10 protein-coding genes, 3 tRNA genes and 3 rRNA genes are annotated in these 14,949 nt (G+C 49.7%); 10 read left to right on the forward strand and 6 right to left on the reverse strand.

The window, feature by feature from the left end; all coding sequences use genetic code 11:
- Positions 1–34 precede the first annotated feature (34 nt).
- From metQ to metN, 3 genes are read right to left on the reverse strand one after another with little or no spacing between them, the layout of a single operon-like run.
- Positions 35–850: a methionine ABC transporter substrate-binding lipoprotein MetQ gene (gene metQ, locus A1WG_RS08280; protein ID WP_000874673.1), complete on the reverse strand. Its 816-nt coding sequence runs from the start codon at positions 848–850 to the stop codon at positions 35–37.
- A gap of 39 nt (positions 851–889) precedes the next feature.
- Positions 890–1,543: a methionine ABC transporter permease MetI gene (locus A1WG_RS08275; RefSeq protein ID WP_001517783.1), complete on the reverse strand. Its 654-nt coding sequence runs from the start codon at positions 1,541–1,543 to the stop codon at positions 890–892.
- Complete coding sequence (gene metN / locus A1WG_RS08270) at positions 1,536–2,567, reverse strand: methionine ABC transporter ATP-binding protein MetN (protein ID WP_000593986.1); 1,032 nt, start codon at positions 2,565–2,567, stop codon at positions 1,536–1,538. Before metN ends, A1WG_RS08275 begins: the two co-directional genes overlap by 8 nt.
- Before the next feature lie 187 nt (positions 2,568–2,754).
- On the opposite strand from metN, the gene gmhB reads away from it, so the two are divergent.
- From gmhB to dkgB, 8 genes are all read left to right on the forward strand, one after another.
- Complete coding sequence (gene gmhB, locus A1WG_RS08265; protein WP_001140179.1) at positions 2,755–3,327, forward strand: D-glycero-beta-D-manno-heptose 1,7-bisphosphate 7-phosphatase; 573 nt, start codon at positions 2,755–2,757, stop codon at positions 3,325–3,327.
- Between the two features lie 366 nt (positions 3,328–3,693).
- Positions 3,694–5,235: ribosomal RNA gene (locus tag A1WG_RS08260) — 16S ribosomal RNA — on the forward strand.
- Between the two features lie 68 nt (positions 5,236–5,303).
- A tRNA-Ile gene (locus A1WG_RS08255) sits at positions 5,304–5,380 on the forward strand.
- 42 nt (positions 5,381–5,422) lie between these two features.
- Positions 5,423–5,498, forward strand: a tRNA-Ala gene (locus A1WG_RS08250).
- Between the two features lie 183 nt (positions 5,499–5,681).
- Positions 5,682–8,586 (forward strand): 23S ribosomal RNA (locus A1WG_RS08245).
- Between the two features lie 94 nt (positions 8,587–8,680).
- Positions 8,681–8,796, forward strand: a 5S ribosomal RNA gene (gene rrf, locus A1WG_RS08240).
- Together the 16S, 23S and 5S rRNA genes with 3 tRNA genes alongside form the textbook arrangement of a ribosomal RNA operon.
- Positions 8,797–8,850: 54 nt before the next feature.
- Positions 8,851–8,927: transfer RNA gene (locus tag A1WG_RS08235), tRNA-Asp, on the forward strand.
- A 162-nt stretch (positions 8,928–9,089) separates the two neighbouring features.
- Complete coding sequence (gene dkgB, locus A1WG_RS08230; RefSeq protein ID WP_001515747.1) at positions 9,090–9,893, forward strand: 2,5-didehydrogluconate reductase DkgB; 804 nt, start codon at positions 9,090–9,092, stop codon at positions 9,891–9,893.
- On the opposite strand, the gene yafC is transcribed toward dkgB, so the two are convergent.
- Positions 9,890–10,804 (reverse strand): DNA-binding transcriptional regulator YafC, encoded by a 915-nt coding sequence (gene yafC, locus A1WG_RS08225; protein ID WP_000648552.1) that lies wholly within the window; start codon positions 10,802–10,804, stop codon positions 9,890–9,892. The genes dkgB and yafC overlap by 4 nt on opposite strands.
- Before the next feature lie 241 nt (positions 10,805–11,045).
- Here yafC and A1WG_RS08220 point away from each other — a divergent pair, with 241 nt between their 5' ends.
- Together A1WG_RS08220 and A1WG_RS08215 are read left to right on the forward strand one after the other, a co-directional pair.
- Positions 11,046–11,846 (forward strand): endonuclease/exonuclease/phosphatase family protein, encoded by an 801-nt coding sequence (locus tag A1WG_RS08220; protein ID WP_001230982.1) that lies wholly within the window; start codon positions 11,046–11,048, stop codon positions 11,844–11,846.
- Positions 11,847–11,923: 77 nt separating this feature from the next.
- Complete coding sequence (locus tag A1WG_RS08215) at positions 11,924–12,694, forward strand: class I SAM-dependent methyltransferase (protein WP_000211694.1); 771 nt, start codon at positions 11,924–11,926, stop codon at positions 12,692–12,694.
- A 47-nt stretch (positions 12,695–12,741) separates the two neighbouring features.
- Here the strand turns inward: A1WG_RS08215 and mltD are convergent, their stop codons facing one another.
- Together mltD and gloB are read right to left on the reverse strand one after the other, a co-directional pair.
- On the reverse strand, positions 12,742–14,100 hold the full coding sequence (gene mltD, locus A1WG_RS08210; protein WP_000644687.1) for a murein transglycosylase D: 1,359 nt from the start codon (positions 14,098–14,100) through the stop codon (positions 12,742–12,744).
- A gap of 71 nt (positions 14,101–14,171) precedes the next feature.
- Positions 14,172–14,927 carry a hydroxyacylglutathione hydrolase gene (gene gloB, locus A1WG_RS08205; RefSeq protein WP_001515750.1) on the reverse strand — a complete coding sequence of 252 codons (756 nt, stop codon included), beginning with the start codon at positions 14,925–14,927 and terminating at the stop codon, positions 14,172–14,174.
- Between the last annotated feature and the right edge of the window lie 22 nt (positions 14,928–14,949).

Raw genomic sequence — 14,949 nt, forward strand, 5'->3', positions numbered from 1 at the left:
AATGATATTACAAATTGTGGAAACAGCCTAAAAATTACCAGCCTTTAACCGCACCGCCGTTAAACACTTTATTTGCCGCTTCATAAACTTCATCAGACTGATAAGCCTGGACGAATTTCTTCACGTTTTCCGCGTCTTTGTTATCTTCACGGGTCACGATCAGGTTTACGTAAGGAGACTCTTTGTCTTCCACGAAGATACCGTCTTTCGCCGGAGTCAGGCCAATCTGGCTGGCATAGGTGGTGTTGATAACCGCCAGAGCAATCTGTGCATCGTCCAGGGAACGTGGCAATTGCGGTGCTTCCAGCTCAACAATTTTCAGATTTTTAGGATTCTCAACCACATCAAGCACGGTCGGCAGCAGACCTACGCCATCTTTCAGCTTGATCAACCCCACTTTTTGCAGCAGCAGCAGTGAACGGCCGAGGTTAGTCGGATCATTCGGTACGGCAACCTGTGCTTCATTGGGTAGTTCATCCAGTGATTTGATTTTCTTGGAATAACCGGCAATCGGATAAACAAAAGTATTGCCTACTGCAACCAGTTTGTAGCCACGATCCTTCAGTTGCTGATCGAGGTACGGTTTGTGCTGGAAGGCGTTGGCGTCGATATCGCCTTTGCTTAATGCTTCGTTCGGTAGCACGTAGTCGTTGAAGGTGACCAGCTCAACGTCCAGGCCATATTTGTCTTTCGCAACTTTCTGCGCGACTTCTGCAACTTGCTGTTCGGCACCGACAATCACGCCGACTTTAATGTGGTTTGGATCTTTTTCATCCTGACCGCAGCCTACCAGTGCCAGTGATCCAATCAGGGCTCCCACTGCCGCAAAGGTTTTGAGTTTGAACGCCATACCTTATTCCTTCTTCAATTATTTATGTTGTGTTGAACGTTACTTGCGAGTGACAGCCCGGACGATGCGATCGCCTGCGAACTGAATTAAATAAACCAGAATGACCAGCAATACCAGCACCGTATTCATCACCGTTGCGTTATAGCCGATGTAACCATATTGATAGCCAATCTGACCCAAACCACCGGCTCCGACTGCACCACCCATCGCGGAATAACCGACCAGAGTAATCAGGGTGATAGTTGCGGCATTTACCAGACCCGGCAACGCCTCTGGTAACAGCACTTTGCGCACGATCTGCATCGGTGTGGCACCCATTGCGCGGGAGGCTTCAATCAACCCGGTTGGGATCTCCAGCAGGGCGTTTTCGACCATACGGGCAATAAACGGTGCTGCGCCAACTGTCAGCGGAACAATCGCCGCCTGCAAACCAATCGATGTGCCGACAATAATGCGAGTAAACGGAATCATCCATACCAGTAAAATAATGAACGGAATGGAACGGAAAATGTTCACAATCGCAGATACGGTACGATACAACTTCGCGTTAGCAATAATTTGCCCCGGACGTGTGACATAAAGCAGGACGCCAACCGGCAGACCAATCACAAAACCGAAAAAACCGGATACGAAGGTCATTGCCAGCGTTTCCCATACGCCACGAACCAGCAACCACATCATCGGCTCAGACATAACCCAGTACCTCTACTTTTACATGGTGTTCTTGCAGCCAGGCAATGGCGGCTTGCGTATCTTGTTGTGTACCGTGCATTTCGGTCAGCATGATGCCGAACTTAACGCCTCCGGCGTAATCCATCTGCGCGCTAATAATGTTGTTATTAACGTTGAAACGACGTGCGGTTTCAGAAAGCAACGGGGCATCTACTGACTGACCGGTAAACTCCAGGCGCAGCATGGGGACACAATCAGTGAACGGCTCCGCTTGCAGACGTTCCTGATAATCTTCCGGGATATCCAGATGCAGGGTCGACTGAATAAATTTCTGTGCCAGCGGCGTTTTCGGATGCGAGAACACTTCACTTACTGTGTCTTGCTCGATCAACTCACCATTGCTGATAACCGCCACGCAATCACAAATACGCTTCACAACGTCCATTTCGTGGGTGATTAACAGAATCGTCAAACCCAGACGGCGGTTGATGTCTTTCAGCAGTTCGAGAATAGAACGCGTGGTTGCCGGGTCCAGTGCGCTGGTGGCCTCGTCGCACAGCAACACTTTGGGATTGCTGGCTAATGCGCGAGCAATCGCCACACGCTGTTTCTGCCCACCGGAAAGATTCGACGGGTAGCTATCATGTTTGTCGCCAAGACCAACCAGCGCCAGTAATTCCGTCACGCGACGTTTGATCTCCTCTTTTGGCGTGTTGTCCAGCTCCAGCGGCAGTGCCACGTTACCAAAAACAGTACGCGAAGAGAGCAGGTTAAAGTGCTGGAAAATCATGCCAATATGACGGCGCGCTTTGGTCAACTCGGATTCTGACAGCGTGGTCAGTTCCTGGCCATCGACCAGAACGCTACCCTCGGTTGGGCGCTCCAGCAGGTTTACACAACGGATAAGCGTACTCTTACCCGCGCCAGAGGCACCGATAACGCCATAAATTTGTCCGGCTGGCACATGCAGACTGACGTTGTTTAACGCCTGGATAGTGCGGGTGCCCTGGTGGAACACTTTGGTGATATTCGAAAGTTTTATCATTGATTATTTATTATCGTCATTAAGTTAGTCGTGGCATTTCGACTGCCTGATACGGTCAAAGCCGTCAATGAAATGGATGTTAAGGCATCCAGACGTCTAAATCAATCAGGTTTATACGAAGAGCACTTTCTTGCAGGTCGAAACATGCGATACTAGCGGCACATGCCTTATTAAGGAGCTATAAAAGGTGGCGAAGAGCGTACCCGCAATTTTTCTTGACCGTGACGGCACCATTAATGTCGATCACGGCTATGTCCATGAGATCGATAACTTTGAATTTATCGACGGTGTCATTGACGCCATGCGTGAGCTTAAAAAAATGGGCTTTGCGCTGGTGGTGGTAACGAACCAGTCTGGTATTGCGCGCGGCAAATTTACTGAAGCGCAGTTTGAAACGCTGACCGAGTGGATGGACTGGTCGCTGGCGGACCGTGATGTCGATCTGGATGGCATCTATTATTGCCCGCATCATCCGCAGGGCAGTGTTGAAGAGTTTCGCCAGGTCTGCGATTGCCGTAAACCACATCCAGGAATGCTTTTGTCAGCACGCGATTATTTGCATATTGATATGGCCGCTTCTTATATGGTGGGCGATAAATTAGAAGATATGCAGGCAGCGGCTGCGGCGAACGTGGGAACAAAAGTGCTGGTGCGTACGGGGAAACCTGTTACCCCTGAAGCTGAAAATGCAGCGGATTGGGTGTTAAATAGCCTGGCAGACCTGCCGCAAGCGATAAAAAAGCAGCAAAAATCGGCGTAACGATTAAAAGATGAGCGGTTGAAATAAAAATGCATTTTTCCGCTTGTCTTCCTGAAACGACTCCCTATAATGCGCCTCCATCGACACGGCGGATGTGAATCACTTCACACAAACAGCCGGTTCGGTTGAAGAGAAAAAATCCTGAAATTCAGGGTTGACTCTGAAAGAGGAAAGCGTAATATACGCCACCTCGCGACAGTGAGCTGAAAGCCGCGTCGCAACTGCTCTTTAACAATTTATCAGACAATCTGTGTGGGCACTCGAAGATACGGATTCTTAATGTCGCAAGACGCTAAATGAATACCAAGTCTCAAGAGTGAACACGTAATTCATTACGAAGTTTAATTCTTTGAGCATCAAACTTTTAAATTGAAGAGTTTGATCATGGCTCAGATTGAACGCTGGCGGCAGGCCTAACACATGCAAGTCGAACGGTAACAGAAAGAAGCTTGCTTCTTTGCTGACGAGTGGCGGACGGGGGAGTAATGTCTGGGAAACTGCCCGATGGAGGGGGATAACTACTGGAAACGGTAGCTAATACCGCATAACGTCGCAAGACCAAAGAGGGGGACCTTCGGGCCTCTTGCCATCGGATGTGCCCAGATGGGATTAGCTAGTAGGCGGGGTAACGGCCCACCTAGGCGACGATCTCTAGCTGGTCTGAGAGGATGACCAGCCACACTGGAACTGAGACACGGTCCAGACTCCTACGGGAGGCAGCAGTGGGGAATATTGCACAATGGGCGCAAGCCTGATGCAGCCATGCCGCGTGTATGAAGAAGGCCTTCGGGTTGTAAAGTACTTTCAGCGGGGAGGAAGGGAGTAAAGTTAATACCTTTGCTCATTGACGTTACCCGCAGAAGAAGCACCGGCTAACTCCGTGCCAGCAGCCGCGGTAATACGGAGGGTGCAAGCGTTAATCGGAATTACTGGGCGTAAAGCGCACGCAGGCGGTTTGTTAAGTCAGATGTGAAATCCCCGGGCTCAACCTGGGAACTGCATCTGATACTGGCAAGCTTGAGTCTCGTAGAGGGGGGTAGAATTCCAGGTGTAGCGGTGAAATGCGTAGAGATCTGGAGGAATACCGGTGGCGAAGGCGGCCCCCTGGACGAAGACTGACGCTCAGGTGCGAAAGCGTGGGGAGCAAACAGGATTAGATACCCTGGTAGTCCACGCCGTAAACGATGTCGACTTGGAGGTTGTGCCCTTGAGGCGTGGCTTCCGGAGCTAACGCGTTAAGTCGACCGCCTGGGGAGTACGGCCGCAAGGTTAAAACTCAAATGAATTGACGGGGGCCCGCACAAGCGGTGGAGCATGTGGTTTAATTCGATGCAACGCGAAGAACCTTACCTGGTCTTGACATCCACAGAACATTCCAGAGATGGGATGGTGCCTTCGGGAACTGTGAGACAGGTGCTGCATGGCTGTCGTCAGCTCGTGTTGTGAAATGTTGGGTTAAGTCCCGCAACGAGCGCAACCCTTATCCTTTGTTGCCAGCGGTCCGGCCGGGAACTCAAAGGAGACTGCCAGTGATAAACTGGAGGAAGGTGGGGATGACGTCAAGTCATCATGGCCCTTACGACCAGGGCTACACACGTGCTACAATGGCGCATACAAAGAGAAGCGACCTCGCGAGAGCAAGCGGACCTCATAAAGTGCGTCGTAGTCCGGATTGGAGTCTGCAACTCGACTCCATGAAGTCGGAATCGCTAGTAATCGTGGATCAGAATGCCACGGTGAATACGTTCCCGGGCCTTGTACACACCGCCCGTCACACCATGGGAGTGGGTTGCAAAAGAAGTAGGTAGCTTAACCTTCGGGAGGGCGCTTACCACTTTGTGATTCATGACTGGGGTGAAGTCGTAACAAGGTAACCGTAGGGGAACCTGCGGTTGGATCACCTCCTTACCTTAAAGAAGCGTTCTTTGAAGTGCTCACACAGATTGTCTGATGAAAATGAGCAGTAAAACCTCTACAGGCTTGTAGCTCAGGTGGTTAGAGCGCACCCCTGATAAGGGTGAGGTCGGTGGTTCAAGTCCACTCAGGCCTACCAAATTTGCACCGCAAATTTGAAGAGGTTTTAACTACATGTTATGGGGCTATAGCTCAGCTGGGAGAGCGCCTGCTTTGCACGCAGGAGGTCTGCGGTTCGATCCCGCATAGCTCCACCATCTCTGTAGTGATTAAATAAAAAATACTTCAGAGTGTACCTGCAAAGGTTCACTGCGAAGTTTTGCTCTTTAAAAATCTGGATCAAGCTGAAAATTGAAACACTGAACAACGAAAGTTGTTCGTGAGTCTCTCAAATTTTCGCAACACGATGATGGTTCGTAAGAAACATCTTCGGGTTGTGAGGTTAAGCGACTAAGCGTACACGGTGGATGCCCTGGCAGTCAGAGGCGATGAAGGACGTGCTAATCTGCGATAAGCGTCGGTAAGGTGATATGAACCGTTATAACCGGCGATTTCCGAATGGGGAAACCCAGTGTGATCCGTCACACTATCATTAACTGAATCCATAGGTTAATGAGGCGAACCGGGGGAACTGAAACATCTAAGTACCCCGAGGAAAAGAAATCAACCGAGATTCCCCCAGTAGCGGCGAGCGAACGGGGAGGAGCCCAGAGCCTGAATCAGTATGTGTGTTAGTGGAAGCGTCTGGAAAGGCGTGCGATACAGGGTGACAGCCCCGTACACAAAAATGCACATGCTGTGAGCTCGATGAGTAGGGCGGGACACGTGGTATCCTGTCTGAATATGGGGGGACCATCCTCCAAGGCTAAATACTCCTGACTGACCGATAGTGAACCAGTACCGTGAGGGAAAGGCGAAAAGAACCCCGGCGAGGGGAGTGAAAAAGAACCTGAAACCGTGTACGTACAAGCAGTGGGAGCCTCTTTAATGGGGTGACTGCGTACCTTTTGTATAATGGGTCAGCGACTTATATTCTGTAGCAAGGTTAACCGAATAGGGGAGCCGAAGGGAAACCGAGTCTTAACTGGGCGTTAAGTTGCAGGGTATAGACCCGAAACCCGGTGATCTAGCCATGGGCAGGTTGAAGGTTGGGTAACACTAACTGGAGGACCGAACCGACTAATGTTGAAAAATTAGCGGATGACTTGTGGCTGGGGGTGAAAGGCCAATCAAACCGGGAGATAGCTGGTTCTCCCCGAAAGCTATTTAGGTAGCGCCTCGTGAATTCATCTCCGGGGGTAGAGCACTGTTTCGGCAAGGGGGTCATCCCGACTTACCAACCCGATGCAAACTGCGAATACCGGAGAATGTTATCACGGGAGACACACGGCGGGTGCTAACGTCCGTCGTGAAGAGGGAAACAACCCAGACCGCCAGCTAAGGTCCCAAAGTCATGGTTAAGTGGGAAACGATGTGGGAAGGCCCAGACAGCCAGGATGTTGGCTTAGAAGCAGCCATCATTTAAAGAAAGCGTAATAGCTCACTGGTCGAGTCGGCCTGCGCGGAAGATGTAACGGGGCTAAACCATGCACCGAAGCTGCGGCAGCGACACTATGTGTTGTTGGGTAGGGGAGCGTTCTGTAAGCCGTTGAAGGTGTGCTGTGAGGCATGCTGGAGGTATCAGAAGTGCGAATGCTGACATAAGTAACGATAAAGCGGGTGAAAAGCCCGCTCGCCGGAAGACCAAGGGTTCCTGTCCAACGTTAATCGGGGCAGGGTGAGTCGACCCCTAAGGCGAGGCCGAAAGGCGTAGTCGATGGGAAACAGGTTAATATTCCTGTACTTGGTGTTACTGCGAAGGGGGGACGGAGAAGGCTATGTTGGCCGGGCGACGGTTGTCCCGGTTTAAGCGTGTAGGCTGATTTTCCAGGCAAATCCGGAGAATCAAGGCTGAGGCGTGATGACGAGGCACTACGGTGCTGAAGCAACAAATGCCCTGCTTCCAGGAAAAGCCTCTAAGCATCAGGTAACATCAAATCGTACCCCAAACCGACACAGGTGGTCAGGTAGAGAATACCAAGGCGCTTGAGAGAACTCGGGTGAAGGAACTAGGCAAAATGGTGCCGTAACTTCGGGAGAAGGCACGCTGATATGTAGGTGAAGCGACTTGCTCGTGGAGCTGAAATCAGTCGAAGATACCAGCTGGCTGCAACTGTTTATTAAAAACACAGCACTGTGCAAACACGAAAGTGGACGTATACGGTGTGACGCCTGCCCGGTGCCGGAAGGTTAATTGATGGGGTCAGCCGCAAGGCGAAGCTCTTGATCGAAGCCCCGGTAAACGGCGGCCGTAACTATAACGGTCCTAAGGTAGCGAAATTCCTTGTCGGGTAAGTTCCGACCTGCACGAATGGCGTAATGATGGCCAGGCTGTCTCCACCCGAGACTCAGTGAAATTGAACTCGCTGTGAAGATGCAGTGTACCCGCGGCAAGACGGAAAGACCCCGTGAACCTTTACTATAGCTTGACACTGAACATTGAGCCTTGATGTGTAGGATAGGTGGGAGGCTTTGAAGTGTGGACGCCAGTCTGCATGGAGCCGACCTTGAAATACCACCCTTTAATGTTTGATGTTCTAACGTGGACCCGTGATCCGGGTTGCGGACAGTGTCTGGTGGGTAGTTTGACTGGGGCGGTCTCCTCCTAAAGAGTAACGGAGGAGCACGAAGGTTGGCTAATCCTGGTCGGACATCAGGAGGTTAGTGCAATGGCATAAGCCAGCTTGACTGCGAGCGTGACGGCGCGAGCAGGTGCGAAAGCAGGTCATAGTGATCCGGTGGTTCTGAATGGAAGGGCCATCGCTCAACGGATAAAAGGTACTCCGGGGATAACAGGCTGATACCGCCCAAGAGTTCATATCGACGGCGGTGTTTGGCACCTCGATGTCGGCTCATCACATCCTGGGGCTGAAGTAGGTCCCAAGGGTATGGCTGTTCGCCATTTAAAGTGGTACGCGAGCTGGGTTTAGAACGTCGTGAGACAGTTCGGTCCCTATCTGCCGTGGGCGCTGGAGAACTGAGGGGGGCTGCTCCTAGTACGAGAGGACCGGAGTGGACGCATCACTGGTGTTCGGGTTGTCATGCCAATGGCACTGCCCGGTAGCTAAATGCGGAAGAGATAAGTGCTGAAAGCATCTAAGCACGAAACTTGCCCCGAGATGAGTTCTCCCTGAGACTTTAAGTCTCCTGAAGGAACGTTGAAGACGACGACGTTGATAGGCCGGGTGTGTAAGCGCAGCGATGCGTTGAGCTAACCGGTACTAATGAACCGTGAGGCTTAACCTTACAACGCCGAAGATGTTTTGGCGGATGAGAGAAGATTTTCAGCCTGATACAGATTAGATTAACCGGCGATAAGCGGGTTAATAAACAGAATTTGCCTGGCGGAGATAGCGCGGTGGTCCCACCTGACCCCATGCCGAACTCAGAAGTGAAACGCCGTAGCGCCGATGGTAGTGTGGGGTCTCCCCATGCGAGAGTAGGGAACTGCCAGGCATCAAATTTAGCAGTAAGCCGGTCATAAAACTGGTGGTTGTAAAAGAATTCGGTGGAGCGGTAGTTCAGTCGGTTAGAATACCTGCCTGTCACGCAGGGGGTCGCGGGTTCGAGTCCCGTCCGTTCCGCCACTTATTAAGAAGCCTCGAGTTAACGCTCGAGGTTTTTTTTCGTCTGCAATTTCATTATTGCCAGAATCGCAAAAATCCTCTGCATTTTACGCTCTTTTTCCGCAACAATCTGAAGTCCATAATCATCTCAGTTAACGAACATATCATTAAAAGAGGCATATTATGGCTATCCCTGCATTTGGTTTAGGTACTTTCCGTCTGAAGGATGACGTTGTTATTGCATCAGTAAAAACCGCGCTGGAACTTGGCTATCGCGCAATTGATACCGCACAAATCTATGATAACGAAGCTGCTGTAGGTCAGGCGATTGCAGAAAGCGGCATACCACGTAATGAACTCTATATCACCACTAAAATCTGGATTGAAAATCTCAGCAAAGACAAACTGATCCCGAGTTTGAAGGATAGTCTGCAAAAATTACGTACCGATTATGTCGATCTGACACTGATCCATTGGCCGTCACCAAATGATGCGGTATCAGTAGAAGAGTTTATGCAGGCGCTGCTGGAAGCGAAAAAACAAGGGCTGACGCGTGAGATCGGTATTTCCAACTTCACCATCCCGTTGATGGAAAAAGCGATTACTGCTGTTGGCGCTGAAAACATCGCCACCAACCAGATTGAGCTCTCTCCTTATCTGCAAAACCATAAAGTGGTCGATTGGGCTAAACAGCACGACATTCATATTACCTCCTACATGACGCTGGCTTATGGGAATGCATTGAAAGATGAGGTTATTGCTCGTATCGCCGCGAAACACAATGCGACTCCGGCACAAGTGATTCTGGCATGGGCGATGGGGGAAGGTTACTCGGTTATTCCTTCTTCTACTAAACGCGAAAATCTGGAGAGTAACCTGCAGGCAGTAAATTTACAGCTTGATGCCGAAGACAAAAAAGCGATCGCCACGCTGGATTGCAACGACCGCCTCGTAAGTCCGGAAGGTCTGGCTCCTGAATGGGATTAAACTTCTCTGACAGCTCCTCCGGGAGCTGTTTTTATATGCTCACTAAGGAAATCGATAAAGGCTCGTATACGGGTGCTCACTGCACGGTCGCTGTAATAAACGGCGCTGAAAGGCATTTCCACTGGCAGTACTCTATCTGCCATTAACTCTACCAGTTCACCACGTGCAATTTCTTTGTCGATCATATAGTCAGATAAACACGCGATCCCGTTGCCACTCAGGCAAAGCTGTTTCAGCGTTTCCCCGCTATTGGATGACAAACCGTACTTCACCTCATGTAATTGCCCATCGCTACAGGCTATCGGCCAGGTATTGAGGGAGGCTGGTTCAGTGAATCCCAGGCAAACATGCTGCTTTAAATCGTCGATAGTTTCTGGCTTCCCGTGGCGGGCAATATAATCGGGGGAGGCGATAATTTTTCGATAGCTGTTAAACAACGGTCTGGCTCGGAGGCTGGAATCCGTTAATGCGCCGGCGCGAATCGCAACATCCACTTTTCTTTCGATCAAATTAATAATGGTTTCGGAGGAGACTAGCGATAAAGTAACTTCCGGATAGCGTTCACGAAATGGTTTAATCAACGGCATCAGAAAGTGCAATATCACGGGGGTCGCGGCATCGATTCGTAACAGTCCGCGTGGCGTATTACGTGTCTCCATGATTTCTGATTCTGCTGCGGCCATTTCCTGCAAAATCGACTGCACACGCCGAAAATAACGTTCCCCTTCCTCCGTCAGGCTAAGTTGTCGCGTGGTGCGATTAAGCAGGCTAACGCCAAGTTTCATCTCCAGCTTTTTCACCGCCCGGCTTACCGCAGAGTTCGCTTGTCCTAATTGTTCTGCCGCCCGGCTAAAACTTCCGCTTTCGACTACCGAAACAAAAATGGCGAGTTCTTCCGACGTGGCTTTCATTTTTGCTCCTGTTGCAAAATATAAAAGAGATTTTGAATTTATTTGTTATTAAACCATTCGGACAGGTGATAAGTCATCCGATTTAATGATCATCAATGATGAGCCAAATTCTGTCCGATGTAAGCACTTGCTTACATAACAATATACAATTGCTCGTTGAAAGAGTGAGCTAAAATCCCTATAACAGTAGAACCCTCCCGAGTGCGGAAGGGTTGACGTAATAGAGGTTTCAAAGTCAAAAGTGCGAAAAAACACCTATGCCATGCGCTATGTTGCCGGACAACCTGCGGAAAGGATCTTACCGCCAGGGTCTTTTGCGAGCATCGGCCAGGCATTACCCCCCGGAGAGCCGTTAAGTACCGAAGAGCGTATTCGGATCCTGGTGTGGAACATTTACAAACAGCAACGTGCTGAATGGTTGTCGGTACTGAAAAATTACGGCAAAGATGCGCATCTGGTGTTATTGCAGGAAGCGCAAACAACACCAGAGTTAGTGCAGTTTGCGACCGCTAACTATCTCGCCGCTGATCAGGTGCCTGCTTTCGTACTGCCACAACATCCTTCCGGTGTTATGACGCTTTCGGCGGCGCATCCTGTTTATTGCTGCCCGTTACGTGAACGAGAACCTATTTTGCGTCTGGCAAAGTCGGCGCTGGTGACGGTCTACCCATTGCCAGATACGCGTTTATTGATGGTGGTGAATATTCATGCCGTTAACTTCAGCCTGGGCGTGGATGTCTATAGTAAGCAGTTACTTCCTATTGGCGATCAGATAGCCCACCACAGCGGCCCGGTCATTATGGCGGGAGATTTCAATGCCTGGAGCCGTAGAAGGATGAATGCCTTATACCGCTTTGCGCGGGAAATGTCGCTGCGTCAGGTGCGTTTTACTGATGATCAACGCCGTCGGGCGTTTGGTCGTCCGCTCGACTTTGTTTTCTACCGTGGGCTGAATGTTAGTGAAGCTTCCGTACTGGTTACGCGCGCTTCCGATCACAATCCGCTACTCGTTGAATTCGGTCCCGGCAAGCCTGATAAATAAGGTATGTCAGGTCTGCCACAGGGCAGACCAATGTTTGGCGCTGCCCTTTAATACTCAAACAACTAAAGGACAGCGCAATGACAACACAATCCCACCATGACCATGTAGAAAAGCAGTTTAGCTCGCAGGCCAGTGAGTATTTAACCAGTACCGTGCATGCATCCGGGCGAGACTTGCAGCGTCTGGCTGCGCGTCTGGCCGGATATCCTGAAGCTTGCGTGCTTGATATGGGCTGTGGAGCAGGACATGCCAGCTTTGTCGCGGCGCAAAATGTGCAGGCGGTGGTGGCGTATGATTTATCTTCACAAATGCTGGATGTTGTTACACAAGCGGCCAATGCACGGCAACTGACAAATATCACTACTCGCAAGGGATATGCTGAATGCCTGCCATTTGCCGATCGCTCTTTTGATATTGTTATCAGTCGTTATTCTGCCCATCACTGGCATGATGTCGGTGCGGCACTGCGTGAAGTGAATCGGGTACTGAAGCCCGGTGGTCTGTTGATTGTGATGGATGTGATGTCACCGGGTCATTCGGTGCGCGATATTTGGTTACAGACGGTAGAAGCGTTACGTGATACTTCTCACGTGCGCAACTACTCCAGTGGCGAATGGTTGGCGTTAGTCAATGAAGCCAGTCTGGTTGTTGATAACTTGATCACCGATAAATTGCCGCTGGAATTTTCTTCGTGGGTCGCGAGAATGCGCACGCCAGAAGTATTAGCAGACGCTATTCGTGTTTACCAACAGAGCGCATCTACAGAGGTGAAAACGTATTTTGCCTTGCAGAATGATGGCTCTTTCACCAGTGATACTATTATGATTGAAGCTCATAAAGCGGCATAAATAAAAAAGGCACCGGGGGAATCGGTGCCTTTCTGTTATCTGGTTTGTCAGGAATCTGGCATGTTGTTGTTTTTTACAAACAACGTCAGCTTATCGCCTGGTTGCAGATTCGCAGTGTCGCTGTTCCAGCGCATCACATCTTTGATGTTCACGCCGTGACGCTTAGCAATGCTTGAAAGCGAATCGCCTTTGCGCACACGATACGTAATGCTATCGCTGTTGTTTGCCAGCCGCTGTGCGCTATTACCCGCGCCAATCGTCAGACTTTGGCCGGGTTTCAGCTTAGAACCGCGCAGATTGTTCCACTGCTGCAAATTCTTTGTGCTTACGCCGAGACGTGAAGCGATGCTTGAAAGCGTGTCGCCAGAGCGTACGGTGTAAACACGGCTGTTAAGTGGCGTATTGTCGGCAACCAGTGTTGATTGTACGGCAGCAATTTCGCCTGAAGCCAGAGATTCACGCAGTTGATCTGCATGTTTCTTTGGCACCATCACGTATTGCGGACCACTTGCGCCCAGCGTGGAACCTTTTACGCCAGCGTTGAATGTCTTCAGCTTGCTGACAGAAATTCCCGCCATATCTGCAACCTTCGCCATTTCAACTGGGCTACTCAGGTGTACACGCGCCAGAGCACGGCTTTCATCGGTCGTCGGTAGACGTACGCCATAACGCTTGCTGTTCTTGAGAATATCACTCAATGCCAGCATTTTAGGCACGTACTGCTTCGTTTCCTGTGGCAACGGTAACGACCAGAAGTCCGTGGATTTACCACGCGCTTTGTTCGTTTTTATTGCCTTCATGACTCGACCTTCGCCGCTGTTATAAGCCGCTACGGTCAGAAGCCAGTCGCCGTCAAACATTTTGTTCAGACGCTGCATCATGTTCAGCGCAGCCGTTGTTGAAGCAACAACATCGCGACGCGCATCATAATTGCGGGTCTGTTTCAAACCATAATTGCGCCCCGTGCTCGGAATGATCTGCCAGATGCCTGCGGCATTGGCGCCAGACGTTGCGTGAGGATCAAAAGCGCTCTCCACTATGGGTAGTAGTACCAGTTCCATAGGCATGTTACGTTTTTTAACTTGCCCGGCAATCCAGTACATATACGGCTCTGCCCGTAAAGTTACATCGTGGAGATAGCTCTTATTGCGTAAATATTTCTGTTTCTGTTCGCGAATCCGGTCATTTTCCGGAATTCCCATCTTTAGCTCGTCGCCTATGAAAGCCCACAAGTCACCATCTGGCGCGATAGACGTCCCATCGTCCATCCATCGTGCCTGACTTGTAAACTTTGCTGCTTCCCCTTGACCAGCTGCAGAAAGGCTCTGTGCGTGCTGTTGAACGTTACCGGTACTCTGGCAACCTACGAGCAGGACAGAGGCGAGTAATATCGCTTTTGCCTTCATGTGTGTGTCAATAGTTGCTTAAAAGACGACCGATCATAACGGCGAACGAAGCCAATGACAAGAAAGTTTTATCAGAACCTATCTTTCTTTGACCTTAACCATGCAAAACGCTCTTCAGGTTGTTGCAATAATGTTTCTTTATTAATTACATTAATTAAATCAATATCTTCTGTTCTCAAAAAAACATTAATTTGTCGCTCATTTTTCAGAATTACGGGGAGTGTTATTTGATTTTTTGCCCGTAACTCCTTAACTTTACGATAATAATCATTTATGGACAAATCGTGCGGAAGAATACTCAAGGCAAACTTCATATTTGATAAAGTATATTCATGAGCACAACACACCAATGTATCATCAGGAAGTTCACTTAGTTTTTTAAGTGATTGATACATCTGTGGTGGAGTACCTTCAAATATCCTCCCGCATCCTCCAGAAAACAAAGTATCGCCGCAAAATAGATAAGGATTACTGAAGTAACAGATATGTCCTAAAGTGTGACCTGGTGTAGCAATTACACTAAATTCATGCCCTAAAACGAAGGCAGTATCGCCATCTTTGACTACCTGCGTTGTTCCCTTATCTTGTGTCTCTTCGGGTCCATACACCACAATTTGCGGATACTTTTCTACCAGTTCTTTTACACCGCCAACGTGATCGTGGTGATGGTGAGTGAGGAAAATCGCTACTGGTTGCCAGTTGTTATCTGAAATCGCCTTTAATACAGGTTCTGCCTCTCCCGGATCGACAATCAGGCAACGACCTGCTTCATCAGATAAAACCCAGATGTAATTGTCATCAAAGGCGGAAATACTGTTAAGATTCATAGATTACCTCTCAGTGCGAAAC

The sequence above is a fragment of the Escherichia sp. KTE96 genome (genome assembly GCF_000408525.1).
GTDB lineage: Bacteria > Pseudomonadota > Gammaproteobacteria > Enterobacterales > Enterobacteriaceae > Escherichia > Escherichia marmotae.